Consider the following 26,735-nt stretch of genomic DNA (forward strand, 5'->3'; position numbering starts at 1 on the left):
ATTGCGAGCGCAGCGAAGCAATCCAGACTGTCTCTGCGGAAAGATTCTGGATTGCTTCGTCGCAAGGGCTCCTCGCAATGACGGCGAGAGGGTTCGGGCCTACCGCTACTCCGCAGCCGCCGCAAAGCGGCTGTTCTCCAGTTCCGCTTCCAGCCGCGCCTTCTCCGCCGCCGCCAGTTTGATATTGGCTTCCTTGACATGCCCGAAGCCGCGGATGGTCTCCGGCAGCCGCGCGAGCCTCGCCAGCAGCGGGATCTGCTCCGCTTTCAGCCCGGCGATCCGCTGATCGATCATGTCGAGATAATCCGCGACCAGCTTCCGCTCAGTCCGGCGCTCCTCGGTTCGGCCGAACGGATCGAACGCGCCGCCGCGCAGGAACTTCACCCTGGCGAGGACGCGGAAGGCGTGGATCATCCAGCCGCCGAATTCCTTCTTCTGGAGATGTCCGGTGGTCTTGTCGCGCTGCGCGAAGATCGGCGGGGCCAGATAGAACTTCAGCTTGAAGTCGCCGTCGAATTTCTCCGAGACCTTCTTGGAGAAGCTGCCATCGGTGTAGAGCCGCGCGACCTCGTACTCGTCCTTGTAGGACATCAGCTTGAACAGGTTTTTCGCGACAGCCTCGGTCAGCTCCGTGGACGCTGGCGAGGCAGCCGCTTCCGCCTTGCGCGCCTTGGCGACAGCGGCGAGATAGCGGTCCGCGTAGGCCCTGTCCTGATAGCCGGTCAAAAACTCCGCGCGCGTCGCGATGATGTCGTCGAGCGACTTCGTCGGCGCGGAGGCCCGGCTCCTGAATTGCAGCACGCTACGCACCCGCGACATGTCGTGGGCGGCGAGTCGTCCCCAGCTGAAGGCGAGCTTGTTCATTTCGATCGCGGCCCCGTTGATCTCGATGGCGCGCAAGAGCGCCTCCAACGACAACGGAATCGCGCCCTTCTGGAAGGCGAAGCCGAGCATGAACGGGTTGGTCGCGATCGAATCGCCCATCAGCGCCGAGGCAATGCCGGTGGCGTCGATGATGTCGAGGTTCTTGTCGCCGACAGCGTCCCGCAGCACCGTCTGCATCGTGCCCGCCTCGAAATCGATGTCGGGGTTTTGCACGAAGCTCGCGGTCGGCTGCAGGTCAGCGTTGACGTAGGCCTTGGTCACGCCGCGTTCGGCGCGGCTGAGCGCGGAGGGACCTGCCGAGACGATCATGTCGCAGCCGAGAATGACGTCGGCGCCGCCCGTGGTGATCCGGACCGCGGAGATGTCTTCCGGCTTCGCGGCGATGCGCACATGGCTCATCACCGCGCCGTTCTTCTGCGACAGGCCGGTGAAGTCGAGCGCCGAGCAGCCGCGGCCGTCGACATGGGCGGCCATGCCGAGCAGGGCGCCGATGGTGATGACGCCGGTGCCGCCGATGCCGGTGACGAGGATGTTGTAGGGGGCGTCGAGCTCACGCGCGGGTGGCAGCGGCAGGTCGGCAAACAACTGGCCCGAGGCCACCGCCGAGGTCTTGATCCGCTTGAGCGTGCCGCCATGCACGGTCACGAAACTCGGGCAAAAACCCTCGACGCAGGAGAAGTCCTTGTTGCAGTTCGACTGATCGATCTGGCGCTTGCGGCCGAACTCGGTCTCCAGCGGCTGCACCGAAACGCAGTTCGAGGCTTGCGAGCAATCGCCGCAGCCTTCGCAGACGAGCTCGTTGATGAAGGCGCGCTTGGCGGGATCCGGATACAGCCCGCGCTTGCGGCGGCGGCGCTTTTCCGCGGCGCAGGTCTGATCGTAGACGATGACCGTAAGGCCCTTGATGTCGCGCAGCTCGCGCTGCACGGCGTCGAGCTCGCGGCGGTGATGGACGGTCGCGCCTTGCGGGAAGTAGTTGCCGTCAGGGTATTTGGTGGGATCGTCCGAGACGATCGCGAGGCGCTTGACGCCCTCGGCCCAGACCTGATGCGCGATCTGGGCGACGTTGAAGGCGCCCTCGGCCGGCTGACCGCCGGTCATCGCGACGGCGTCGTTGTAGAGGATCTTGTAGGTGATGCTGATGCCAGCGGCCGACGCCGCGCGGAGGGCAAGCAGTCCGGAATGGGTGTAGGTGCCGTCGCCGAGGTTCTGGAAGATGTGCTTCTCGGTGGTGAAGGGCGCTTGTCCGATCCAGTTCACGCCCTCGGCGCCCATATGCGAGATCAAATCGGTGCGGCGGGTCGGCATGCTCAAAGCCATGCCGTGGCAACCGATGCCGGCCATGGCGCGGCTGCCCTCGGGCACGCGCGTCGAGGTGTTGTGCGGACAGCCCGAGCAGAAGAACGGCGTGCGCGCGAGCTTGATTTGCGCGGAGGCCGGAACAGGAGTGTCGAAGGCCTCGAGCCGGGCGAGGCGCTGCTCCAGCACCGGGCTGTGGTGGCCGAGCTTGCGCAGCCGGGCCACCAGCGCGGATGCAACGAGAGTCGGCGTCAGCTCGCCCTCGCTTGGCAATAGCGGCGCGCCGCGCTCGTCGCGTTTTCCCGTCACGGTCGGGCGCCTGGACGCATCGATATTGTAGAGGATGCGCATCAGCTGGTCTTCGATGAAGCCGCGCTTCTCCTCGACGACCAGCACGTCCTGAAGTCCTTCGGCGAAGCGCCTGGCCCCGCTTTCCTCCAGCGGCCAGGTCAGTGCGACCTTGTAGATGCGCAAGCCCAAATCCTGCGCGTCCTTGTCGGTAATGCCCAGATCGGCCAGCGCCTGCCGCAGATCGAGATAAGCCTTGCCGGTCGCGACGATGCCGAGCCGTGCCGGCCTGGAGTCGAGTACAATGCGGTCGAGCTGGTTGGCACGGGCAAACGCCTGCACCGCCGCCATCTTCGGGCCGAACAGGCGCTTCTCGGCGTCCAGCGGCGGGTCGGGCCAGCGGATGTTGAGGCCGCCGGGCGGCATCTCGAAATCTTCGGGGAGCTTGATCTGGATGCGTTCGGGATCGCTATAGATCGAGGCCGAACTCTCCACCGTCTCGCTGATCGCCTTGAATCCGACCCAGCAGCCGGAGAAGCGCGATAGCGCAAAACCGTAGAGGCCGAGGTCGAGGTAATCCTGCAGCGTCGCCGGGTTGATCACGGGGATCAGTGCCGCTGCAAATACCTGCTCGCTCTGGTGCGCCAGTGTCGAGGACTGGCAGCCGTGGTCGTCACCGGCAAGCGCGAGCACGCCGCCATTGAGCGAGGTACCGGCCGCATTCGCATGCTTGAGTGCGTCGACCGAGCGATCAACGCCGGGCCCCTTGCCGTACCAGATACCGAACACGCCATCGACCTTGGCGCCGGGAAACAGACCGACCTGCTGGCTGCCCCAGACGGCGGTCGCCGCGAGGTCCTCGTTCAGGCCGGGGACGAAGGCGATGTCGTGCTGCTGGAGGTGTGACTTCGCGCGCCACAGCGCGTGGTCGTACATGCCGAGTGGGGAGCCGCGGTAGCCCGAGATGAAGCCGCCGGTGTTGAGGCCCTGAAGCCGGTCGCGTTCGCGCTGCAACATGGGCAGCCGGACCAGCGCCTGCGTGCCGGACAGGAAGATCCGCTTCGATTCGAGCCGGTATTTGTCGTCCAGCTCGACCTGCATCAGCGTCATTTCAGGAGTCCTCGTCTCTTGTTCGGCTTTTATTCGACTTGGTATTCGACTTGGGGTTTGCGCTGCGGGAGGGAGGAGCGGCTGCGCGACGCGAATGTGACAGTCAAAGGGATGCGCAGACGAAGTCAATATCGCTGGCCGCATCCGTGGCGCTCCTGCTAGTCATGGCTTGCTTGCGGAGGACATCATGACGGCACAGGCGTTCGATACCGAGATCACGGAGACCGACGGAGCTCTGATCGGGCCGTGGCGTCAGCCGCGCCAAATGCTGCAAGCCCAAACCTACGACGCGCACGCCTCGATCCACGACGACGCGACCGCGCAGAAGCTCGGGTTCAAGGGCGGCACCATCGAGGGTCCGACCCATTTCAGCCAGTTCGCACCGCTGGGTGCGCGTTTGTGGGGATCGGCCTGGTTCGAGAGCGGCTGTCTCTCCGCGCATTACCGCAGCGTCTGTTACGAAGGCGAGGAGGTGCAGGCGACCCTGTCGAAACCGTTGCCCGACACTAGCCAGTGCCAGATCCAGATGGTCAAGCGCGACGGCACGGAGGTGCTGCGCGGCACGGCCTCGGTCGGAGAACCGCACGCCGCGACCGCGCTGGAGGCGCGTCTTGGCGAACTCAAGCCGCTCACTGATCCCGTGATCCTGCGCGACGTGAAGGTCGCGCAGACGAGTCGGCGCCAGGCGGTGCGGATGGCGTTCGATCAGATCATGGGCGACCTCTATCCGTTCTCGCTGCGGCAGAAGCTCGCCGTCATCACCGAGACCTCGCCGTATTATTCAGGCGCCGGCAATCCTTCTTCGAATCCGTGGGGCAGGGCGATCATCCCGATGGAGATGCTGAGCGTGCTGTTCCAGTACCGCTCCAAGGACGATCCTCTCCCGGCCAAGGGACCGGCCGTCGGTCTGTTCGCCGACCAGGAGATCAGGCTGGTGAAGGGCCCGCTGTTTGTTGACGAGGAGTACGAAGTCGAGCGCGAGGTTGTCGCGCTCTCCGGCAGCCGCCGCACCGAGAGCGCCTGGGTGAAGACGCGCGTGTTCGACAAGACAAACATTGTGGTCGCGACCATGCTGCTGAACATGGCCACGCTGAAGGATTCCTATGCGCCGTATGAGGAAGAATATCGACGGCTGTACGGAGATACTGCCTGCTAAAAACGAGCTTCGTTGTCGCTCATCCTCTAGGCAAATGCACGTCGCAAAGTCGTCGCACAGCGAATAAGCAGACGCGAGGCAGCCTGATAACGTTCTGACAGTGCAGCAAATTTTCCCGCGCTGTCCGCCCGATCGTCATTGTACACAATGGCACGGCGCTTGCAGAACTCCTGGCACAGCGAGTTCTCGCGAGGGGCGGGCGTCATGTTGAACTCAAGCAAGCCGACTTTGGGCGCGATCAGCGCCGAACCCGGGCCGATCGCACTCGACTTGTCGGCCACCGCGCTCCTCATCATCGACATGCAGCGCGACTTCATGGAGCCCGGCGGCTTCGGCGAGACGCTCGGCAACGACGTCAGCCAGCTCGCGCGCGCGGTGAAGCCGATCGGTGCGGTGCTGAAGGCCGCGCGGGATACCGGCATGCTGGTGATCCACACGCGCGAGGGCCATCTGCCCGATCTCTCCGACGCGCCGCCGGCGAAAATCGAGCGCGGCGCGCCATCCCTTCGCATCGGCGATCCCGGTCCCATGGGCCGCATTCTCATTCGCGGCGAGGCGGGCCACGACATCATCCCGGAGCTCTATCCGCTCGACAGCGAGATCGTGATCGACAAGCCCGGCAAGGGCGCGTTCTACGCCACCGAGCTCACCGACGTGCTGGAAAAATACGGCATCGAAAATCTGCTGGTGTGTGGCGTCACCACCGAGGTGTGCGTCAACACCACCGTGCGCGAGGCCAACGACCGCGGCTATCGCTGCGTCGTCATCTCGGACGGCTGCGCGTCCTACTTTCCTGAGTTTCACGAGATGGGCCTGAAGATGATCAAGGCCCAGGGCGGCATCTTCGGGTGGGTCGCAAGCTCAGCCGCGGTTCTGGAGGCGATGAAGATTTCCACATCAGCGTAGGGGCATCACCATGAGCACAGGCACGACAGGGACGGCCGGCACCTCCGAGTTCAAGCCGGCACTATGGACACCGGGCGACTGGAACGCGTTTTTCGGCTTCGGCACCAACATCCTCGTCAACATGCTGGTGCTCACGGGCCTGTTGCGCTTCGTGTTGAAGATGCCTGACAGTCTCGTGTTCGGCCGCATCCTGCCCGCGCTCGGGTTAATGATGTGTCTTTCTACCTTTTACTACGCATACCTCGCCTATCGTCTGGCACAGAAGACCGGCCGCAACGACGTCTGTGCGCTACCGTCAGGCGTCAGCGTGCCGCACATGTTCATCGTCACCTTCGTGATCATGCTGCCGATCACGATCAAGACCGGTGATCCGCTCAAGGGTTGGTCGGCGGGCCTGGTCTGGGTGTTCTTCCAGAGTTTCATCCTGATGATCGGTGGCTTCATTGCGCCTTTCATTCGAAAGATCACGCCGCGTGCGGCGCTGCTCGGCACGCTCGCCGGCGTATCCGTCACCTTCATCTCGATGCGACCGGCACTCGAAATGTACATGACGCCGCAGATCGGCCTGGTCTGCTTCGCCATCATCCTGGTGAGCTGGTTCGGTGGCGTGAAATATTGGCGCGGCATTCCCGCCGGTCTCGTTGCGATTGCGGTGGGCATGGTCATCGCATGGGGATCGAACCTGTTCGGCCTCGGTCTCGGTGGACTGAGTGTCAAGGGCGTCGGTGATGCCTTCGCGAATTTCGGCTTCTCGGTGCCGATCCCGGCGGTGGGCTACGTCTTCTCCGGCTTCGAATTCCTCGGAATCATCCTGGTCACGGCCATTCCGTTCGGCATCTATGATCTCGTCGAGGCCATGGACAATGTCGAGAGCGCGGAAGCCGCCGGCGACGAATATCCGACCACGCGCGTGCTCACCGCCGACGGAATCGTCAGCCTGATCGGCTGCCTGATGGGAAATCCCTTCATCAATGCCGTCTATATCGGCCATCCCGGCTGGAAGGCGATGGGCGGCCGGATCGGCTATTCGGCCGCGACCGGCGTCATGGTGGTGGTGCTGGCCTGGTTCGGCATCATCTCGGTGCTGCTGGCGCTGGTGCCGGTCGTCGCGATCTCGCCGATCCTGCTCTATATCGGCATGCTGATCGGCGCGCAGGCATTCCAGACCACGCCGGTCAAGCACGCGCCCGCCATCGTGCTGGCACTGACGCCGCATCTGGCTGCGTGGGCCAAGCTCCAGATCGACACGATGTTGGGCTCGACCATGAACGCGGCTGCGACGGTCGGCGGAATGGCCGCCGACAAGGCCGACGCGGTCAAGGCGGCCGCGATCGCCGCCTTGCCGCAGCAGGGCGTGTTCTATCACGGGCTCGAGATCATGGGCGGCGGCTCCATCCTCGGCGGCCTGATCCTGGGTGCGATCGGTGTCTTCATCATCGAGCGCGACTTCGAGAAAGCCTCGGCGTTTGCGCTAGTTGGTGCGGTTCTGACCTACTTCGGCTTCATGCACGGCGAAGCCGTCGGCATCGGCGGCGGCTTTGGCGTCACGCCCGCGGTCGCGTTCGCCTATGCCGTGATGGCCGCCGGTCTATTCGCGGCCAGCAGGCTCGGCGCGAGCGAGCCCTACATGCCGCATGCGGACATGCACGCGGCACCGGCGGAGTAGCTACCCGCCTTTGACGGCACCCGCGGTGAGCCCGGCGACGATCTGTCGCTGGGCGAACACCGTCAGCAGCAGCACCGGGAGGGTGACGATCAGCGCGGCGGCCGCGAGCGGCCCCCAGCTCAACTGGTCGAACGAGATCATGTTGTAGACGGCAACCGGCAGGGTGCGGGTCTCGCGTCCGGCCAGCACGATGCCGAACACAAAATTATTCCAGGAGAAGATCACGGCCAGGATGAAGGCGACCGCGATGCCGGGCTTGGCGATCGGCAGCGCGACATGGTGGAAGACCTGCCAGCGCGTGGCGCCGTCGATCAGGGCTGCTTCTTCCAGCTCCATCGGCGTCGTTTCGAAATAGCCGATCATGATCCAGATCACGATCGGCACCGTCACCACGAGGTGGATGATGATCTGCGGCACCAGCGTGCCGAGCAGTCCCAGCCACTGGAACATGAGAAACAGCGGAATCAGATAGGACAGGCCCGGCGTGATGCGGGCGATCAGGATCACGATCGCCGATTTGTGCGCAGCCATCCGCGCAATCCCGTAACCGGCGGGAACGCCGACGAGCAACGCAAGCAGCGTCGCGCTGCCTGTCACGATCAGGCTGTTGATGAAATAGGTCAGGAAGCGGTTGGAGGCGAGCACGTCGGCATAGTTTTTCCAGGCGACATGCTCGGGAATGAACACCGGCGGGTAGGCGGCGTTGTCGATCTCGAATTTGAGCGACAGCGACAGCATCCAGAGAAAGAACAGGATCGCCGGCGACACGATAAGGAACACCGAGAACCACAGGCCGATCTTGCCGATGATTTGCCTTGGACTCATGTGCCGCTCGCGATCTCGGTCCACAGCATGCGTTGGCGCGCATAAAGCATCACCGCCGCGAGCAGAACGATCAGCAGGAAGAACACGACCGCGATCGCCGAGCCGTAGCCGAGGTCGTAATAGGAGAAGGCGACGCTGTAGAGATAGATGTTGATCGTCTCCGACGCCGATCCCGGCCCGCCCTGGGTGATTGCGAAAATGATGTCGAAGCTCTTCACGGCGTCGATCATGCGGATCATGCCGGCGATGAACAGGAATGGCATGATCAGCGGCAGGGTGATGAAGCGGAACACCTGCCAGATGCTCGCGCCGTCGATCTGTGCACTTTCATAAGGCTCTGTCGGGATCGCGGCCAGGCCGCCGAGCACGATCAGCATGACCAGCGGCGTCCATTGCCAGGTCTCGACCAGCACCAGCGAGGGAATGACGGTCGCGGGATGGAATACCCAGAGCTGCGCTGGGATTCCGACCAGTGACAGCAGATAGTTCAGCACGCCGAGCTGCGGGTGGAACATCATGGTCCAGACCAGCGCGATCGCCACCGGCGTCGCCATCATCGGCATGATGAAGACGCCGCGCAGAAAGCCGCGGCCGGGGAATTTCTGGTGAAACACCACGGCCGCGAACGTGCCGAGCACGAGCGGCAGCAGCACGGAGAGTGCGGTGTAGACCAGGGTATGTCCGATGGCCTCAATGAAGCGGGGATCGCTCGTCAGCCGCAGATAGTTGGACAATCCCACGAAGGTGGTCGACGAGCCAACCTTCCACTCGTTCAGGCTCATCCAGATCGTGAAGACCCACGGGAAGATGATGATCGCGATCACGACGACCAGCGCCGGCACCACGAACGGCCAGTAGGACGGCGGCCGCAACTCCTTCTCCGGCGCGGCATCAGACTGTGCCGCGCCCGGAGTCGATTGTGTCAACGCACTCACGCCTTCTCGCTACGCTCCAGGATCGGCCGGTACTGATCGTTGGCCTTCTTCAGCTCGGCGGCAGGATCGGCGCCGGACAAGGTCGCAGTGACCGCGGCGCCGACGATGTCGCGGAATTCGGCGACTGGAATCACGACGGGCAGGCCCAGCTTGCTGATCTTGCCGGAATCGATCACCGATTGCAGCCATTCCTTGGTTTTGACGCCCTTCTGGACCTCGGGATCGCCAAGGATCGAATTGCGGAACGGCACGCCGCCGCCGGCCTGCAGCAGCCGCGCGCCCTGGGTTTTCGAGACCACCCATTGGCAGAGCAGATAGGCGGCTTCCTTGTTCTTGCTCGCCGCGGCAACGCCGATGCCGTCGCCATAGGTCGAGGAATATTGGCCCTTGGGGCCGGCGGGCACGACGGTGTAGCCGACCTTGCCGACAACGCGCGAGGCGGCCGGGTCTTCCAACGGCGGCGCCCAGCCGACGCCGTCGATCCACATCGCGGATCGGCCTTGCGTGAACGAGGCCATCGACTCCATCCAGTTGAAGCCGGCGACGCCTGGAGGTGCCGACTTTGTCAGGAGCGTCTGATACAGCTTGGTCGCGGCAATGGCTTCCGGACCATCGGTCAGGATGTTGCCCTTGGCGTCGAGGAATTCCCCGCCATAATTGAGGAAGAAGTTGCTCCACATCGCCATGTTGGCGTTGCGCAAGCCGCGCCCGACAAAGCCGTAGATGCCTTCCTTGGTATCGGTGAGCTTCTCGGCCGCCGCGGCCATCTCGTCGAGGGTCTTGGGAACGGCGACGCCCTTCTTCTCGAACAGCTCCTTGTTGTAATAGAGGATGAAATAATCCACCGACCACGGCAGTGACAGCATCTGGCCCTTGTCGTTCCTGGCATATTGCAGGCCCGCGGCCGAGAAGTCGCTCTCGACGAGATCGGGCGCGGTGAGCGCCGGATCCTTCATGAAGGGCGTCAAGTCGGCGAGCCAGCCGGCCTTCTCGAACTGCCGCTTCTGCACATGATAGCTGAGATGGACGACGTCGAAGCTTGGACGGCCCGAGGTGAACTCGATCACCACCTTCTGGCGCTGCTGCTGCTCGGGAATCTGCTCCGCTTCGACCTGGATGCCGGTGAGTTCGGTGAACTCCTTGACGTATTTTTGCAGGTTGTCGCCGCGGGGCCCCTTGGCGAGGATCACCTCGAGCTTGGTCCCTGCGTATTTCTTCCAGTTCACCTGGGCGCGCGCCGGCAATCCCGTCAGGCTGAGCGCGCCAGCTGCGGCAGTGCCCGTCAAGAGCGTACGACGCGAGATTTTGTGGTTGACCACTTGAGGTCCCTCCCTATGACTCAATTTGGGCGGATACTAGCGGCCGTTCTGCGTCTGCCTAGCCCTAATCTGTGGAATTCAGGGCCGCACGGCCGGCGTTTCCATCGGCAAGCCATGCGCTCGAGACATCAGATAGAGTTCGAGCGCGACCAGCTCGGGCGCGCCGAAATCATAGGCCTGGGCGCGGACACCCGTCATGCAACTGCGTAGCCGCCGCTCCAGCGATCCCAGCGTCTGCCATTCCAGGCGATAAAGCGGATAGCCGGTTGGCTGTCCCTGCGTGATCGGCCCGCCGGCAAGCCGGTTGTTGAAATTGTCGTCGTGGCAATTGGTGCAGGCAAGGTTGAGCTGGCCCTCGCGCTGCATGAAGAGGTCGCGGCCCTGTTCGACGAATGGCTTCAGTTGCGGATCGTCGCCGGCCGTGATCGCGACCCCGCGCGATTGGTGCGCGACCAAGGCGGACAGCGCCAGCAGGTCGCGGCTCTCGTAGGGGAGCGGCGGTGCCTGCTGATGATTGCTGCGGCACAGATTGATGCGCTGGTCGAGCGTGACCGGGCGTGCCAGCGCCTTGTCGAAGGCCGGGTAGCGCGCCGCGACGCCTTTCATGCTGCCGCGTGCATCGCCATGGCAATCCGCACAGGCCTTGTCGGCGCTGCCGGTCCTCTTCGTCCACAACGCCTCACCGTCGAGCACGAACAGCATGCCGGGATTTGAGCTGTCGTCATCCTGCATCGCACGCGTGTCCGGCCCCATGAACGAATAGCCGGAGCGACGCGCGTCCAGTCGAATCTCGCCGGCGAGCAGGGCAGGGGCCGTGGCGAGGAGCGCCGCGGCCGATATCGCGCGCCAAAAACTCATTCGACCGTGATCGACGCGGACGCGCTGGACGAATAGCCGTTGTCGCCGATCCATTCGAACTCGAACTTGCCGCTCTCCTTCGCGACCGTGAAGAACGACAGATAGGGATTGGCCGCGATCGCCGGGAAGAGATCGGCGCGAAAAATCTCGGTGCCGTTGTAGCGGCACGTGAAGCTCGTGATGATGTCGCGCGGGACCAGCGCGCCGTCCGCGGTATGGCGGAAGCCGGTCTCCATGATGTGCGAGGTCAACGTGCGGATCTCGACGATTTCGCCGCGTCTGGCTTTCGCCGGAACGTTGATGAGCGCGGCCATCAATTCATCTCCTCGGTGCAGGCGGCCAGCGTCACGACGATTTCGGTCGTGACCTGCCAGAACGTGTCGTCGGAAAGGCGCGCGATCGCCACCACCTTCTGGGTATCCGCGAGCCGAATCCGGGTCGAGATTTGGGCGCGGCCGGAGGAGGGGCCGAGATGGAAGTTGCCGATGTTCGGCTGCGGGTTCTTCTCGTTGAAGACGTGGATGCTCTTGACGTAGTCGTTCGCCGTCATCGGACTCGCGACGCTCACGGTCAGCGGCACCGTGTTGCCGTTCTCGACTAGCGGCGGAATGTCGAGCTTCACCTTGCCGGTGCGTACAGGTGCTTCGCCGACGACGTTGCGGATCGCGGCGGTGAGCATCGCCGGTGTCGCTTCGAGCGGTCGCAGGGTGACGATCGGGATCGTCCCGGCGACCGTCACGCTTCCGGCAAGGTTCAGGAATTGTCGTCGCGTGGTCGGCATGAACAGTCCTAGTCCCGAAGCGCTGCAATAAAAGCCACGATGTCCTCGATCTCGGCGGCGGACAAGATCGGTTTGCCGACGAAATTTCGCCCGACCCGCACGAGGTGATCGGTGCGATAATAGGACGGCATGATGGTCTCCGGGTTGAAGCGCGCCGCATCGACCAGTCGAAGCCGCAACTGGCTCACCGTCCAGCGGTTCCCCGCACCCGAGAGGTCAGGCGCGAGGTCGCCCTGGAACCGGGTCTCCGGGAAGGGGCCGGAATGGCACAGGATGCAGGTCGTCGTGCGCGCGAGCACGAGCGCGCGCCCGCGCGCGGCATCGCCGGGCGCGCCGGTGAGCGATTCCGCAATGCCGTCGCCGGCGATATTGTAGGGCAGGAGCTCCTCGGCTCCCGCATGGCAGGCGAAGGCGATACTGGCGGCGATCAGCGCTGCGATATGGACCGATGTTCTAGCCAAAGGTGTCCGCCGTGATGGTTTGAAACCAGCGCTCCGTTTCAGCCGCCTCGCGGGCGCGCAATTCGCGCGGCGCATCGACCGGGCTGGTCGCGCCGCCCTCGACCTCGGCGAAGATGTCGCCCCTGGGCTGGTAATTGCCCGCGAGTGAAAAGCCGTAGCCGGGTGCGACAATGTTGTAGCAGACGCCTGTCAATCGCGGCGTTTCTGGTGCGCGGCCGGCAAGGAGGCTCACGATCGCGGAAGCGCAGGCCTTGCCCTGTGCGCTTGCCGCGGATGCCGATTTGGGAATGCCCCCGCCGAGGCAGGCATCGCCGATGACGTGGATGTTCGGGACGAGTTTCGACTCGAAGGTAACAGGATCGATCGGGCACCAGCCGGTGGCATCCGCAGCGCCCGCGACCTCGGCGATGCGTCCGGCACGCTGCGGCGGGATGACGTTGGCGACGTCAGGGGTGTAGTTGCCGAACTCGGTGACGATGGTCCCGGTCGCGGGATCGACCGAGGTCACGCGGCCGCCTTGCGACAGCCCGATGCGTTCGATCATGTCGCCGTAAAGCTCCTTCCACGCCCTTTCGAACAGTCGCTGCTGGGAGAAATTGTCCTTGGCATCGAGGACCAGGATCTTTGAGCGCGGCTTCTTCGTTTTCAGGTAATGCGCGATCAGGCTGGCGCGCTCGTAAGGCGCCGGCGGACAGCGCGAGGGATTGGCGGGGATCGCAATGGCGACAGTGCCGCCGTCCGGCATGGCCTCCAACTGGCGACGCAGCAGCAGCGTCTGCGCGCCAGCCTTCCAGGCATGCGGCATCTTTTCTGATGCCGCGTCGTCGTAGCCAGGCAGAGCCTCGAAATGGAAGTCGATGCCGGGAGAGAGGACGAGACGATCATAGGGCAGCGCAACGCCATCGGCCGTCACGACGCTGCGCAGCTGCGGCTCGATTGTGGTTACGGCCTGGCTGATCACCGTCACACCTTCGGCATCGAGCCTGTCATAGCCAAATTGCTGAGCTTCGATGTCGCGCAGGCCGGCGATCACCTCGTTGCTGAAGGGGCAGGAGGTGAAGACCGCATTGGGTTCGATCAGGATGACTTGCAAGTTTGCCTGCGCGCGCTTCAGCGCGCGGGCGCACGCGGCGCCGCCAAAGCCGCCGCCGACCACGACGACGCGGCCCGCCGATTGCGCGCGCAGGATCGAAGGAACGGCGAATGATGTAGCCGCGGCGGCGATGCCGAGGACGGCATCCCGCCGTGTCACCGACGCATTCATGAGTCTTGTCCGGAAAGGGTGCCGCGGCGAGCGTTACGGCCGCCGCGGCATTTTTCAGGCGAAGGTGATGTTCTGGTCGCGTAGCGGCACCGAGCGGATGCGTTTGCCCGTCGCCGCGAAGTACGCATTGAGCACCGCCGGTGCCGCGACGCCGATGGTCGGCTCGCCGACACCGCCCCAGAACCCGCCGCTCGGCACCATCACCGATTCGACCTTCGGCATCTCGTTGATGCGCATCGAATTGTAGGTGTCGAAGTTGGTCTGCTCGATCTTGCCGTCCTTGACGGTGCAGCCGCCGTAGAACAAGGCACTAAGGCCATAGACGAAGGAGCCCGCGATCTGCCGCTCCACCTGTGCCGGATTGACGACGTAGCCGGGGTCGGTGGAGGCGACGATGCGATGCACCTTGATCTTGTTGCCGTCGGTCACCGAGATTTCGGCGGCGCCGGCGACATAGCTGCCATAGCCCATCACCTGCGCGATGCCGCGATAGATGCCCTGCGGCGCCGGGGTGCTCCAGCCGATCTTCTCGGCCACGGCGTTGAGCACCGCCAGATGCTTGGGATGATTGCCCATCAGCTTGCGGCGGAATTCGAGCGGGTCCTGGCCTGCGGCCTGGGCCAGCTCGTCCATGAAGCATTCCATGTAGATCGCGTTGTGATTGACGTTGACGCCGCGCCAGAAGCCCGGCGGAACGTGCGGGTTGCGCATCGCATGCTCGACCAGGAGGTTTGGCACGGAGTAACCGAACGCGGCTTCGCCGGACTGGGCGACGCCCTGGAACGCGGCCGGATCCATGCCGTTCTGCAACGCTTCGGGGCGGAGCGAGAACAGGATCGATTGCCCGGACAGGCGGTAGTGCAGCGCGACCAGATTGTTGTCCGCATCGAACGCGCCGGTCATCTTGCACTGGGTGATCGGGTGATATCGGCCGTGCGCCATGTCCTCTTCGCGCGACCACAACAGCTTGATCGGCGTGCCCGGCATCTCCTTGGCGATCAAGACGGCTTGGCGGACATAGTCGGTCTGGCCGCGCCGGCCGAAGCCGCCGCCGGGCATCACCTTGTGCACGTCGCACTTCTCCGCCGGCAGGCCCGACGCTTCCAACGTGGCCGCGAAGGCCGCCTCGCCATTCTGCGTGCCGCACCAGACCTCGCATTTGTCCGCCGTGTAGAGCGCCGTGGCGTTCATCGGCTCCATGGTGGCGTGGTTCTGGTAGGGATAGCTGTAGACGGCCTCGATCTTCTTGGCGGCACCGGCAATCGCCGCCTTCGCGTCGCCGTTCTTGTTGCCGACATAGGCCGGCTGCCCGTTGTCGAGACCCTCGGTCAGCCATTTCGCGATCGACTCGCTCGAGACCTTGGCGTTGTCGCCCTCGTCCCAGACGATCGGCAGCGCCTCCAGCGCGGTCTTGGCGTGCCACCAGGTGTCGGCAACGACCGCGACCGCGGTGTCGCCGACCTTGACGACCTTCTTGACGCCCTTCATGCCGGTGATCTTGGCTTCGTTATAGCTCTTCAGCTTGCCGCCGAACACCGGGCAGTCCTTGATCGCGGCGTTCAGCATGCCCGGCAGCTTGACGTCGATGCCGTAGATCATGGTGCCGGTGGTCTTCTCTGCGGTGTCCAGCCGCTTCACGCCCTTGCCGATCAGCTTCCAGTCCTTGGGGTCCTTAAGCTTGACGTCGGCCGGTGGCGTCAACTTGGCCGCGGCCTCGGCCACCTTGCCGTAGGTGGTGGCCTTGCCGGACGGCGTGTGGGTAATGACGCTGTTGGCGGCCGCGCATTCCGATGCCGGCACTTTCCACGCCTCGGCGGCGGCCTGGATCAGCATCACGCGCGCGGTGGCACCGCCCTTGCGGACATAGTCTTGCGAAGAGCGGATGCCGCGGCTGCCGCCGGTCGAGAAATCGCCCCAGACGCGCTTGCGGGCGACGCTCTGGCCCGGTGTCGGATATTCGGTCGAGACCTTCGACCAATCGCATTCGAGTTCCTCGGCGACCAGCTGGGCAAGGCCGGTGAGCGAGCCCTGGCCCATTTCCGAGCGGGCGATGCGGATGACGACGGTGTCGTCGGGTCTGACCACGACCCAGGCGCCGATCTCGGGTGAGCCGTCGGCCGCGCGGACCACGGCGGGGCCGCCGAAGGGGATATCGAGGCCGATTGCGAGACCCGCGCCGACCGCGGCGGTGCCGACGACGAAGGCACGGCGGTTCATCCTGGGAGAGACATGCTTGTTCATGTGGCGGCTCCTTACGCGCTTGCGATCGTGTGGATCGCTTCGCGCACCTGCTGGAAGGTGCCGCAGCGGCAGATATTGGTGATGGCCTCGTCGATGTCGGCGTCGGTCGGCTTCGGCTTCTCGCTCAGCAGCGCCGCCACCGCCATGATCATGCCGCTCTGGCAATAGCCGCATTGCGGCACATCCTGGGCGATCCAGGCTTCCTGCACCTTGTGCAGTGCGTTGCCGGAGGCGAGCCCTTCGATGGTCGTGATCTTCTTGCCTGCGGCCTCGCCAACTGAAACGCCGCAGGAGCGGGTGGCGACGCCGTCGATGTGAACGGTGCAGGCGCCGCATTGTGCAATGCCGCAGCCATATTTCGTACCGGTCAGGCCGGCATTCTCGCGGATCGCCCACAGCAGGGGCGTATCCGGCTCGACGTCGAGCGTGAAGGTTTTTCCGTTGATTGTTAGGTTTGCCATCGCAGTCCCCTGATTGGCCCAATCCATCGACTGGACTCAGCGGCGCAATGTGTCCGGCAAATTGGAAACGTTCAAATCAATAGTCCGAGGGGTGAGCGGCGGGAATTCCTTCCCCGGGCGCCCGCGGCACGGCTTGGGGCGACGTCCACCGGCTTCCGCGCCGCCCCCTTTGGAACCGAGAGCGACAGTTTGTCCCTTTTGCCGGGGTGCAAGTCGACAATGCTCTGCTACAGTGGAATCAGCCAAAAGAGGTTCCATGAACGTACCGCAGCCTTGCAAAGTCCTGATGCTCTATCCGCTGTTCTCGGCAGAGTCCTTCTGGAGCTTTGGCGAATCCTGCAAAGTGTTGGGCGTGAAGCGTCCCGCGGCCCCTTTGGGGCTGATCACCGTTGCCGCGATGCTGCCCGAGAGCTGGACGGTCCGGCTGATCGATTGCAACACGGAATCCTTCAGCGACGAGGATCTTTCCTGGGCCGACGTCGTCTTCACCGGCGGAATGATGCCGCAGCAGGCCGACACGCTGCGCCTGATCGAAATTTGTCGTGCCGCGGGCAAGCCGGTGGTCGTCGGCGGTCCCGATCCCACCTCGAGCCCCCATATCTATGAGAGGGCTGACTTCCAGGTGCTCGGAGAGGCCGAAAGCGTTCTCCACGAATTCGTCGCGGCCTGGGACAGTGGCGCACGCTCCGGCGTCTTCATCGCGCCGAAATTCCAGGCCGACGTCACCAAGACGCCGGTGCCGCGCTTCGACCTGCTCAAGTTCGAGGACTACCTTTATCTCGGTGTGCAGTATTCCCGCGGCTGCCCGTTCACCTGCGAGTTCTGCGACATCATCGAGCTCTATGGCCGGGTGCCGCGAACCAAGACGAACGAGCAGATGTTGGTCGAGCTCGACAGGCTCTACGCCATGGGCTACCGCGGCCATCTCGACTTCGTCGACGACAACTTCATCGGCAACAAGAAGTCGCTCCGGCTGTTCCTGCCCCAGCTGGCCGAATGGCAGCGTGCCCACGGCTACCCCTTCGAATTGTCCACTGAAGCCTCTGTCAATTTGGCCGACGATCCCGAGCTATTGGACCTGATGGGCCAGGCGAATTTCTTCGCCATCTTCGTCGGTATCGAAAGTCCGGATCCCGCGACGCTGGTCGCGATGCGGAAGAAGCAGAACACGCGGCGCAACATCGCCGAGAGCATCCACAAGATCTACGCCGCGGGCATGCTTGTCACCGCGGGTTTCATCGTCGGCTTCGACAATGAGAAGCTCTCGATGGCTGATGCCATGATCGACTTCATCGAAGAGGCGGCGATCCCGGTCAGCATGGTCGGCCTGCTCTATGCCTTGCCGAACACCCAGCTGACGCGCCGCCTGGAGCGCGAAGGCCGGCTGCATCCGGGCCATGACCTGGCGCCGACCATCGGCGCGGATCAGTGCACCGCCGGGATCAACTTCGATCCGGTGCGTCCATTGCGCGACATCCTGACGGACTACAAGCGCGTGCTGGAGCACATCTACAGCCCGGCGGCCTATGCAAGGCGCATCGACCGTCTGATGACGCTGCTCGACCGCTCTCGCCAGCGCCAGGAGCTCGCGGAAGGCGATATCCGCGCCCGGATCGGCGCGATGGAAACGGTGCACAAGGTGGTCACAGCCCTTCCCGAGGCGCGCGGACCGCTGTGGCAGACCTTCATGAACTGCGCCAAGCGCGACACAACATCGGCGCGGATTGCCGTGCAGATGATCGCCGCCTATGCGCATCTCGGGCCGTTCTCGCGCAAGGTCATCGCTGCCATCGATACGCGCCTCGCTGCACTCGACGAGGAGACGGTCATTCCGGTCGCGACCGTCGAGGCGACGGCGGCCCGACATCTGGCCTGACGGTCTACTTCATCGCCAGCCGCAAAAAGCTCATCACGCTGCCGAGTGCCGCGAACCCGGCGCCGAGTGCCAAGGCCACGACCGCGCCGTCGTGACCGGCCAGTGAGAAGCAGGCTGCGGCGAGCGCCGCCCCCGTCGTCTGCCCCGTCAGGCGCGCGGTGGCGACGATGCCCGAGGCGCTGCCGCTGCGATGCGGTGGCGCGCTCGACATCACCGCCTTCATGTTTGGCGCCTGGAAGAAGCCGAATCCCATGCCGCAGATCACCATCCGCCAGATGATGTCGGGGATCGCAGGATTGGCCGGCAGCATCGCGAGCAGCGCCATGCCGAGGCCGAGCAGCACGAGGCCGATGCCGCCGAGCAGTCCGACCGCGTGCCGGTCGGAGAGGCGCCCGGCGATCGGCGCCATGATGCCGACCACCAGCGGCCACGGCGTCATGAAGAAGCCGGTCTCGACCTGCGAACGCCCCAGCACGTCCTCGAAATAGAACGGCAGCGAGACGAAGGCGAGGCCCTGCACCGCAAAGGAACACACCGCCGTCGCCGCCGACAGCGCGAACATCGGCCGGCTGAACAGGTCGATCGGCAGCATCGGCGCCGGATGGTCGGCATGGCGGCGCGTCAGGATGAAGCCGAGCGCGAGAGCCGTGACCAGCTCGATGCCCACGACCACCGGTGAGAGATTATGCGCAGCACTGCCGATGCCCGTGATGAACAGGCCGAGGCAGGCCGACGCGAGGGCCGCGCCGAGAAAGTCAAAGCCGTGATCGGCGCGCGGCGTCTTCGGCAGCATCGCAAATCCGATGCCGAGCGCGACGAGGCCGAACGGGATGTTGACGGCGAACAGCCATGGCCACGGGCCGAGCGCGAGGATGGCGGAGGCGATCGAGGGACCGAAGGTGAAGGCGGTCGCGACCACCAGCGCGTTGTGGCCGAAGCCGCGGCCGAGCATCCTTCCGGGATAGACGAAGCGCACCAGCGCCGTGTTGACGCTCATGATGCCGCTCGCACCCAGCCCTTGCAGCGTGCGCGCAACCAGCAGGCTCTCCAGCGACCAGGCCACCGCGCAGAACAGCGAGGCGATGGTGAACAGGATCAGGCCGCCAAGATAGATGCGCTGGTGCCCGACGATCTCGCCGAGTGCTCCCAGCGGCAGCAGCGTCGCCACCAGCGCGATCTGGTAGACGTTGACCACCCAGACCGATTGCTCTGGGCTGACATGCAGGTCGCCGGCAATGGCGGGCAGCGCGATGTTGGCGATCGCGGTGTCGAGCGAGGCCATCGCCAGCGCGGTGAAGATCGCGGCAATGGCCCAGTGCCGCTGTGCGGCTGGAAGGCCGTCGGAAATGGTGTGGTCGGGCTCGCGCGCGCCGGAAGGTAACGTGATTGTCATTGCGTGGGCGCGTGGCTCCGGAGGCCGGCTACAGGGGACTTGGCATGTACTACGGCGCGGCCGCGTTCCACAGGCATATGCTTGCATGCAGTGTATGCGCGAAGGCTGGGCGATGAACCTGCGCGCCGGCGTATGATCGCGCGAACTGCTGCAATGTCAGGGGAGCGCCATGCACATCGTCGTTTTGCCCGGTGACGGCATCGGGCCTGAGATCACGACCGCGACATCAGGCGTGCTGCGCGCGGCCTCCGAGCGCTTCCAGCTCAATCTGCGGCTGGAGGAGCACGCAGTCGGCCATGCGAGTCTCAAGCAATTCGGTACGACGGTGCGCCCCGAGCTGCTCGACATCGTCCGCGCCGCCGACGGCCTGATCCTCGGGCCGACCGCGACCTTCGATTTCAAGGACGAGGCCCATGGCGAGATCAACCCGTCGCGGCATTTTCGCAAGAACCTCGACCTCTACGCCAATGTCCGGCCGGCACGCACCTATGCGGGGCTGTCCGGCCGGGTCGGCGATTTCGACCTCGTCGTGGTGCGCGAGAACACGGAAGGGTTTTACGCCGACCGCAACATGGAGCAGGGCAATGGCGAGATGCTGGTCACATCGGACGTCGTGATCTCGCTACGCCGGATCACGCGCCTGTGCTGCGAGCGCATCGCGCATGCGGCGTGCCGGCTGGCGATGAAGCGGCGCAAGCATTTGACCATCGTGCATAAGGCCAATGTGCTCAAGCTTGGCGACGGCATGTTCCTCGAGATCTGCCGCGAGACGGCGAAGGCCTATCCCGGTCTTGGGGTCGACGACATCCTCATTGACGCCATGATGGCGCATGTGGTGCGCAACCCCGACCGCTTCGACGTCATCGTCGCCACCAACATGTTTGGCGACATCCTGTCCGATCTCACCGCCGAGCTCTCCGGCAGCCTCGGCCTCGGCGGCTCGCTCAATGTCGGCGACAGCTTCGCCATGGCGCAGGCCGCGCATGGCTCGGCGCCTGACATAGCCGGACAGGACGTTGCCAATCCGGTCTCGCTGATCCTATCCACGGCGCTGCTGCTCGGATGGCACGGCGAGAACAGCGGCGCGGTGCGTTACGAGGAAGCCGCACGTGCGATCGAGGCGGCGGTCGCGAAGGCGATCGGCGAGGGCTGGGCGACACGCGACGTCGGCGGCAAGCTCGGCACGATCGCAGCGGGGGCCACGATCGCGGAGATCCTGCAGGCGGGGTGAGTGGTCACGCGGGGGCTTGCGAGTTTTTTTTGAGGGCCCGAAACAAAAAACGCGAAAACAACCCCATGCACAGTAGAGCGCCCCTTGATCGATATGGGATTTTCGAACCGCGTCACGACGACATTCGCCGCCGCCATGACGTTGACCCGTCGGGCAAAACACTGGCAAAATGCGATCGTGGCGGAGATCGCGGCGTGAATGCATCGGTGGTGGCCGCGGGCAATTTCAGTGAGCTGACCTATGAAGTCTGAGAGGGGTGGCATCAATCTCGCGGCCAAACCAAGCGGAACGGGGTGCGTGGAATGCTCGGCTGCGGGCGGGTGGTGGTTTCACCTTCGCAGATGTGTCGAATGCGGTCACATCGGCTGCTGTGATGCGTCACCAAATCAGCACGCAACGAAACACAGCGCGGCGACAGGTCATCCGATCATCACGAGCTTCGAGCCGGGCGAACGATGGTTTTACGACTATCGCACGGGAGAGGCTTTCGCCGGCCCGAAGCTTCAAGGTCCTCACGCGCATCCGTTGGATCAGCCGGTGCCCGGACCGGACGGCGCGGTGCCTCCAGACTGGCAAACGCTGCTGCATGAGTAAGGCGGTAGGCCGTAGGATGGGTAGAGCACTTGCGAAACCCATCAGGTTTCACGTCGTATGCTGTCGATGGGTTTCGCTGCGCTCTACCCATCCTACGAAGTCCAATCGGTTCTAGAACTGATACCTCCGCAGCCCCCCATCCACCGGGATCACCGTGCCCGTGATGTACCGCGCCACCGGTGACGCCAAGAACACCGCCAACGCCGCTAGGTCCTCCGGCTCGCCCCAATAGCCGACCGGGATCTCTTCCTCCGCGAAGCGCTCGCGATAATCAGGCGCGTAGTTGCGGCGGATCTGTTCGCTCATGATGCGGCCGGGCGGGATGCAGTTGATGGTGATGCCGTGCTCACCGACCTCGCGCGACAGGCCCTTGGCCCAGGCGTGCACGGCGGCTTTGGCGGCGAACGCGGCGTTGAGGCCTTCCGGCTCTGACTTGCCGGTGATGTTGACGATGCGGCCCCATTTGCGCTCGATCATCTGCGGCAGCAGCGCATGCGCGATGCGGCGATAGCTGGTGAAATTCAGTGCGATCGCTTCGTCCCATTGGCTGTCGGGGGCATCGACGGGGAGGGGGCGGCTGCCACCGGCATTGTTGATGAGGATGTCGACATGGCCGAGCTCTTTGAGCGCGAAGGCCGAAATCTTCTCGGCCGCGTCCTTGGCCATCACGTCCTGCTCGAAGGGCGTGATCAGATCGGAGCCGACTTCTTTCACCAGCTCGGCGAGCAGGTCGGTCCGCCGTGCCACGCCGACGACGCGCACGCCTTCGGCAGCCAAGCCCTTGGCGATGGCACGGCCGATGCCGACGCTGGCTCCGGTGACGACGGCGGTTTTCGATGTGAGCCCAAGATCCATGGTGACACGCCCTCTTGTTCGCTTTTCTGCTTGTCGCTGGGCCGTTCGTTTTTCTGTTCGTTTCCTGCCCTGTCCCCGTCAGCCCGATTTGCCCGACCGGGACGAGCAGTGGTAACCAAGAGCCGCGTTGAAGGAAACACGAAAAAGAAAAGGCGCCGAGCGATGGTCTGGGATCCGCAGCAATATCTGAAATTCTCCGGCCACCGGCTCCGGCCCGCCGTCGACCTCTTGATGCGGATTCCGGATTCTGGTCCGCGTGCGGTTGCCGATCTCGGCGCCGGCGCCGGCAACGTCACCAAGCTGATCAAGGAGCGTTGGCCGGACGCGACGGTGACCGGTGTCGAGGGTTCGGCCGAGATGGTCGCCGCCGGCCGCAAGGCGGCGCCGGATGTGGAATGGTCACACGAGGACCTCGGCCATTGGCGTCCGACGAAGCAATATGACGTCGTCTATTCCAATGCCGCGCTGCACTGGCTGCCCAATCATGCGGCCCTGTTTCCGTCGATCATGGAGAAGGTGACGCCCGGCGGAATGCTCGCCGTGCAGATGCCGCGCAACTTTCTGGCGCCCTCGCATGTGCTGATCGGCGAGACCGCGCTGAACGGCCCCTGGCGGTCCAAGGTCGAGCATCTCGTCACGCCGCCGCCGGTCGAAGCGCCAGCCTACTATCACGGTCTTCTTGCTCCGATGTCGGCCAATATCGACATCTGGGAGACCGAATATCTGCAGGTGCTGGAAGGCGAGAATCCCGTGAAGGAATGGACCAAGGGGACCTGGCTGACGCGCTATCTCGACATCTTGCAGGGCGACGAGAAGGCCGCGTTCGAAGCTGCCTATGGGATGCGGGTCGCGAAAGCCTATCCGAAGAACGCCGCGGGACAGACGCTGTTTCCGTTCCGGCGTCTGTTCATGGTTGCCCAGCGCAACGGCTGATCGCACTGCCGCAATGCGACATAAGCGCTCGCTTCCGGAACGGCAGCAGGAGCCGGGTTGCGCAAGATAGCTTGGCTGCGGCAAATTGGGCTTAGGTCTAGTTGTTCGGGTGGCGGATTGCTGTCAGTACTGAAATCGGAAAACAAAAAAGACCCGGTTTTAGAGGTTGTTGGGAGGTTCGTTCATGCGCAAGCTGCTTCTTGCGGTCGCCGCCGCAGCCATTCTTATGGCGCCCGCCGTTGTCGAGGCCCAGAGCCCGATCGTCATCAAATTCAGCCACGTCGTCGCCAATGACACGCCCAAGGGCAAGGGCGCCCTGAAGTTCAAGGAACTTGCGGAGAAATACACCGACGGCAAGGTCAAGGTCGAAATCTACCCGAACTCCACGCTGTACAAGGACAAGGAGGAGATCGAGGCGCTGCAGCTCGGCTCGGTGCACATGCTCGCCCCTTCGACCGCGAAGTTCGCCCCGCTCGGGATCAAGGAGTTCGAGGCGCTCGACCTGCCCTGGCTGTTCAAGGACGACCAGACCTATTCCAACGCGATGAAGGGCACGATCGGCAAGTGGCTGTTCGATAAGCTCGAGACCAAGGGCATCACCGGGCTCGCTTACTGGGACAACGGCTTCCACATGCTCTCCGCCAACCGTGCCCTGATGAAGCCGGCCGATTTCCAGGGTCTCAAATTCCGCATCTCCGGATCGAAGGTCGCCGACCAATATCTCCGGATCATGGGCTCGATCCCGCAGATCATGGCGTTTTCCGAAGTCTACCAGGCTTTGCAGACGGGCGTGGTCGACGGCTGCGAGAACACCGCGTCCAACTACCTGACGCAGAAATTCTACGAGGTGCAGAAGGACATCACCGTGTCCTATCACGCGCACCTGCAATATGCCGTCATCGTCAATTCGAAATTCTGGTCCGGCCTGCCGCCCGATATCCGCGCCCAGCTCGAGAAGGCGATGAACGAGGCGACCGACTACACCAACCAGATCGCGCACCAGGAAAACGAGGATGCGCTGGCCGAGATCAAGAAGACGGGCAAGACCACGCTGCATTATCTGACTGACGCCGATCGCAAGGCGTGGCAGGAAGCGATGCAGCCGACCTACAAATGGGCAAAGGGGCGGGTTGGGCAGGAGGTGCTCGATCTCGTCGCCAAGGAACTCGACGTCAAGATGAACTGACGCCGGCGCGCTTTGAGAACAACCATGAACGGTCGGGGGTGATCGCACTCCCGGCCGTTGCTCTTGAATGATGGGCCAAGCTGAGGGGACCAAGTTGCTGCGTGCATTGAATCGTGTGCTCGATCATCTCGAGGAATGGCTGATCGCGACGATGATCGCGGCCGCGACATCGCTCATCTTCGTTGCCGTGCTGCACCGATATGGCGCCGGGCTGTCGATCGACATCGCCAAATGGGCGGAGGCGCGCAACCTGACCTTGCTGGCGGTCCCCGCGCGAGCCGCGTTCGTCTGGCTTGCCGCTCTCGACCTGTCCTGGGCGCAGGAACTCTGCATCTACATGTTCATCTGGATGGCGAAGTTCGGTGCGGCCTACGGCGTGCGCACCGGCATCCATGTCGGCGTCGACGTCCTGGTCAATGTCCTTCCCGGCGGATCGCGCCGCCGCGTCATCACGTTCGGCCTGATGTGCGGCGCCCTTTTCACGGCGATCGTGTGCTATTTCGGGGCCGCGTTCGTCAGCCAGATGTGGCAGACCGGCCAGCAATCCAACGATTTGGAAGCGCCGATGTGGCTGGTGTATCTCACCATCCCGCTCGGCTCCGGGCTGATGTGCTTCCGCTTCCTGCAGGTCGCCTGGTCGTTCTATCGCACCGGCGAGTTGCCGCATCACGACATGGCCGGCGTCGAGGGCGTCGAAATAGACCCGGTCCATCCGGCCCCGGTCACGCGCAGTCAGGTCGTCCGCGACGAACGCAGCCCGCTCGGCTGGGTCCTGATGTTGTTGCCGGTCCTGATCGTCGCCGTGTGCTTCGCCCATTCGGCGCACGTGATCACGCTGCCGCAAGGCCTGCGTGTCGCCGTCGTCTTCGGCCTTCTGCTGTCGTTGATGCTCACGGGCATGCCGATCTCGATCGCGCTCGGTCTGACCGTGCTCAGCTTCATGTTCACGTTGACCGACGTGCGGACGGAATCGGTGGCGCTGAAGCTGTTCACCGGCATCGAGAGCTTCGAGATCATGGCGATCCCGTTCTTCATCCTTGCCGGCAACTTCCTGACCCATGGCGGCGTGGCGCGCCGGATGATCACATTCGCGACTTCGCTGGTCGGTCATTGGTACGGCGGCCTTGCGCTCTCGGGCGTGGTCGCCTGTGCGCTGTTCGCCGCGATTTCCGGCTCGTCGCCGGCCACCGTGGTGGCGATCGGATCGGTGATCCTGCCCGCGATGGTCGCGCAGGGATTTCCGAAGAGGTTCGGGGCGGGCGTGATCACGACCTCCGGCTCGCTGGGAATTCTCATTCCACCGTCGATTCCGATGGTTCTTTTTGCCGTCTCCACCAACACCTCCGTCGGCAAGCTGTTCATCGCCGGCATCGTGCCGGGACTCGTGCTCGCCATGCTGCTCGGCGCCACGACGTTCTATCGGGCCTGGCGTAACGACTATCCGAGGATGCCGAAAGCAACCCTCTACGAGCGCTTCGATGCGTTCCGCAAGTCGATCTGGGGTATCCTGCTGATCGTGATCGTGATCGGCGGCATCTACAGCGGCCTGTTCACCCCGACCGAAGCTGCCGCCGTCAGCGCGGTGTACGCCTTCATCGTCGCCGTGTTCATCTACAAGGATCTGAAGCTGCGAGACGTGCCGCGGGTGCTGCTGTCGTCGGCAAATCTTTCGGCGATGCTGCTCTACATCATCACCAACGCCGTCCTGTTCTCGTTCCTGATGACTTACGAGAACGTGCCGCAAGCGCTCGCGCAGTGGATGATCGACCAGGGCCTCGGCTGGATCGGCTTCCTCCTCGTCGTCAATCTCCTGCTGCTGTTGGCCGGCAACGTGATGGAGCCGTCCTCGATCATCCTGATCATGGCGCCGATCCTGTTTCCGGTTGCGATCAAGCTCGGCATCGATCCGATCCATTTCGGCATCCTGATGACGGTGAACATGGAGGTCGGGCTGTGCCATCCGCCGGTCGGCCTCAATCTCTACGTCGCCTCGGGCATCGCCAAGATGGGTATCACCGAGCTCACGGTCGCGGTGTGGCCGTGGCTGCTGACGATGCTGGGATTCCTGGTGCTCGTGACCTACTGGCCAGGTCTGTCGCTGTGGCTGCCAAGATTGCTGGGCATGTAGCCCGCGAACACGCTGCATCTCTCCACCTGTGGGCGCGGGGAAACGCATCACTCCGTCCCCACCATGGCAATCGACCGCGAGATG

Annotated in this window: 22 protein-coding genes and 1 pseudogene; 10 read left to right on the top strand and 13 right to left on the bottom strand. The window is 64.0% G+C overall.

Going from position 1 to position 26,735, the window contains the following annotated elements; all coding sequences use genetic code 11:
- Positions 1 to 105: 105 nt before the first annotated feature.
- Positions 106 to 3,582 carry an indolepyruvate ferredoxin oxidoreductase family protein gene (locus tag N551_RS0122385; protein WP_027568772.1) on the bottom strand — a complete coding sequence of 1,159 codons (3,477 nt, stop codon included), beginning with the start codon at positions 3,580 to 3,582 and terminating at the stop codon, positions 106 to 108.
- A 187-nt stretch (positions 3,583 to 3,769) separates the two neighbouring features.
- Between N551_RS0122385 and N551_RS0122390 the strand changes: the two genes are divergently transcribed.
- From N551_RS0122390 to N551_RS0122400, 3 genes are all read left to right on the top strand, one after another.
- Positions 3,770 to 4,738 (top strand): hypothetical protein, encoded by a 969-nt coding sequence (locus N551_RS0122390; RefSeq protein ID WP_027568773.1) that lies wholly within the window; start codon positions 3,770 to 3,772, stop codon positions 4,736 to 4,738.
- A gap of 204 nt (positions 4,739 to 4,942) precedes the next feature.
- Positions 4,943 to 5,644 carry a cysteine hydrolase family protein gene (locus N551_RS0122395; RefSeq protein ID WP_027568774.1) on the top strand — a complete coding sequence of 234 codons (702 nt, stop codon included), beginning with the start codon at positions 4,943 to 4,945 and terminating at the stop codon, positions 5,642 to 5,644.
- A 10-nt stretch (positions 5,645 to 5,654) separates the two neighbouring features.
- The gene (locus tag N551_RS0122400) at positions 5,655 to 7,310 is read left to right on the top strand and encodes a hypothetical protein (protein WP_027568775.1); all 1,656 of its coding nucleotides are present in this window, start codon (positions 5,655 to 5,657) and stop codon (positions 7,308 to 7,310) included.
- Here N551_RS0122400 and N551_RS0122405 read toward each other — a convergent pair whose 3' ends face one another.
- The 10 genes from N551_RS0122405 to N551_RS0122450 form a co-directional block, all read right to left on the bottom strand.
- A complete protein-coding gene (locus N551_RS0122405) occupies positions 7,311 to 8,135 on the bottom strand; it encodes a carbohydrate ABC transporter permease (RefSeq protein ID WP_027568776.1) in 825 nt (274 codons plus the stop codon). It abuts the gene before it with no gap.
- The gene (locus N551_RS0122410; protein WP_018457161.1) at positions 8,132 to 9,070 is read right to left on the bottom strand and encodes a carbohydrate ABC transporter permease; all 939 of its coding nucleotides are present in this window, start codon (positions 9,068 to 9,070) and stop codon (positions 8,132 to 8,134) included. The genes N551_RS0122405 and N551_RS0122410 overlap by 4 nt, the downstream gene beginning before the upstream one ends.
- Complete coding sequence (locus tag N551_RS0122415; RefSeq protein ID WP_027568777.1) at positions 9,067 to 10,389, bottom strand: ABC transporter substrate-binding protein; 1,323 nt, start codon at positions 10,387 to 10,389, stop codon at positions 9,067 to 9,069. The genes N551_RS0122410 and N551_RS0122415 overlap by 4 nt, the downstream gene beginning before the upstream one ends.
- Before the next feature lie 78 nt (positions 10,390 to 10,467).
- A complete protein-coding gene (soxA, locus tag N551_RS0122420) occupies positions 10,468 to 11,247 on the bottom strand; it encodes a sulfur oxidation c-type cytochrome SoxA (protein ID WP_027568778.1) in 780 nt (259 codons plus the stop codon).
- Positions 11,244 to 11,561 (bottom strand): thiosulfate oxidation carrier complex protein SoxZ, encoded by a 318-nt coding sequence (gene soxZ / locus N551_RS0122425; protein WP_027568779.1) that lies wholly within the window; start codon positions 11,559 to 11,561, stop codon positions 11,244 to 11,246. Before soxZ ends, soxA begins: the two co-directional genes overlap by 4 nt.
- Positions 11,561 to 12,028, bottom strand: a complete 468-nt coding sequence (locus tag N551_RS0122430; RefSeq protein ID WP_027568780.1) for a SoxY-related AACIE arm protein — start codon at positions 12,026 to 12,028, stop codon at positions 11,561 to 11,563. The genes soxZ and N551_RS0122430 overlap by 1 nt, the downstream gene beginning before the upstream one ends.
- A gap of 8 nt (positions 12,029 to 12,036) precedes the next feature.
- Positions 12,037 to 12,489 carry a sulfur oxidation c-type cytochrome SoxX gene (gene soxX, locus N551_RS0122435; protein ID WP_027568781.1) on the bottom strand — a complete coding sequence of 151 codons (453 nt, stop codon included), beginning with the start codon at positions 12,487 to 12,489 and terminating at the stop codon, positions 12,037 to 12,039.
- Positions 12,482 to 13,753 (bottom strand): NAD(P)/FAD-dependent oxidoreductase, encoded by a 1,272-nt coding sequence (locus N551_RS0122440; RefSeq protein WP_027568782.1) that lies wholly within the window; start codon positions 13,751 to 13,753, stop codon positions 12,482 to 12,484. Before N551_RS0122440 ends, soxX begins: the two co-directional genes overlap by 8 nt.
- A gap of 54 nt (positions 13,754 to 13,807) precedes the next feature.
- Positions 13,808 to 15,994, bottom strand: coding sequence for a molybdopterin cofactor-binding domain-containing protein (locus tag N551_RS0122445; protein ID WP_027568783.1), 2,187 nt, complete (start codon positions 15,992 to 15,994; stop codon positions 13,808 to 13,810).
- 11 nt (positions 15,995 to 16,005) lie between these two features.
- Entirely contained in the window at positions 16,006 to 16,455 is a 450-nt protein-coding gene (locus N551_RS0122450; RefSeq protein WP_007594050.1) for a (2Fe-2S)-binding protein, read from the bottom strand.
- A 256-nt stretch (positions 16,456 to 16,711) separates the two neighbouring features.
- On the opposite strand from N551_RS0122450, the gene N551_RS0122455 reads away from it, so the two are divergent.
- Positions 16,712 to 18,331: a B12-binding domain-containing radical SAM protein gene (locus N551_RS0122455; RefSeq protein WP_027568784.1), complete on the top strand. Its 1,620-nt coding sequence runs from the start codon at positions 16,712 to 16,714 to the stop codon at positions 18,329 to 18,331.
- 4 nt (positions 18,332 to 18,335) lie between these two features.
- Here N551_RS0122455 and N551_RS0122460 read toward each other — a convergent pair whose 3' ends face one another.
- Entirely contained in the window at positions 18,336 to 19,724 is a 1,389-nt protein-coding gene (locus N551_RS0122460) for an MFS transporter (RefSeq protein ID WP_027568785.1), read from the bottom strand.
- Positions 19,725 to 19,893: 169 nt separating this feature from the next.
- Here N551_RS0122460 and N551_RS0122465 point away from each other — a divergent pair, with 169 nt between their 5' ends.
- Positions 19,894 to 20,955 carry an isocitrate/isopropylmalate dehydrogenase family protein gene (locus N551_RS0122465; RefSeq protein ID WP_027568786.1) on the top strand — a complete coding sequence of 354 codons (1,062 nt, stop codon included), beginning with the start codon at positions 19,894 to 19,896 and terminating at the stop codon, positions 20,953 to 20,955.
- A gap of 240 nt (positions 20,956 to 21,195) precedes the next feature.
- A complete protein-coding gene (locus tag N551_RS37360; protein ID WP_081747934.1) occupies positions 21,196 to 21,549 on the top strand; it encodes a UBP-type zinc finger domain-containing protein in 354 nt (117 codons plus the stop codon).
- 111 nt (positions 21,550 to 21,660) lie between these two features.
- Here N551_RS37360 and N551_RS0122475 read toward each other — a convergent pair whose 3' ends face one another.
- Positions 21,661 to 22,404 (bottom strand): SDR family NAD(P)-dependent oxidoreductase, encoded by a 744-nt coding sequence (locus N551_RS0122475; RefSeq protein ID WP_027568787.1) that lies wholly within the window; start codon positions 22,402 to 22,404, stop codon positions 21,661 to 21,663.
- Positions 22,405 to 22,566: 162 nt separating this feature from the next.
- Here N551_RS0122475 and N551_RS0122480 point away from each other — a divergent pair, with 162 nt between their 5' ends.
- From N551_RS0122480 to N551_RS39780, 4 genes and pseudogenes are all read left to right on the top strand, one after another.
- On the top strand, positions 22,567 to 23,337 hold the full coding sequence (locus N551_RS0122480; RefSeq protein ID WP_027568788.1) for a methyltransferase domain-containing protein: 771 nt from the start codon (positions 22,567 to 22,569) through the stop codon (positions 23,335 to 23,337).
- 184 nt (positions 23,338 to 23,521) lie between these two features.
- Positions 23,522 to 24,523, top strand: a complete 1,002-nt coding sequence (locus N551_RS0122485; RefSeq protein ID WP_027568789.1) for a DctP family TRAP transporter solute-binding subunit — start codon at positions 23,522 to 23,524, stop codon at positions 24,521 to 24,523.
- Positions 24,524 to 24,674: 151 nt separating this feature from the next.
- Positions 24,675 to 25,151, top strand: a pseudogene (locus tag N551_RS39775) (TRAP transporter small permease); the annotation flags it as partial.
- Positions 25,152 to 25,370: 219 nt separating this feature from the next.
- Positions 25,371 to 26,651, top strand: coding sequence for a TRAP transporter large permease subunit (locus tag N551_RS39780; protein WP_245287869.1), 1,281 nt, complete (start codon positions 25,371 to 25,373; stop codon positions 26,649 to 26,651).
- Positions 26,652 to 26,735: the final 84 nt, after the last annotated feature.

The sequence above is a fragment of the Bradyrhizobium sp. URHA0013 genome (assembly GCF_000518345.1).
In the GTDB taxonomy this organism is placed as follows: domain Bacteria; phylum Pseudomonadota; class Alphaproteobacteria; order Rhizobiales; family Xanthobacteraceae; genus Bradyrhizobium.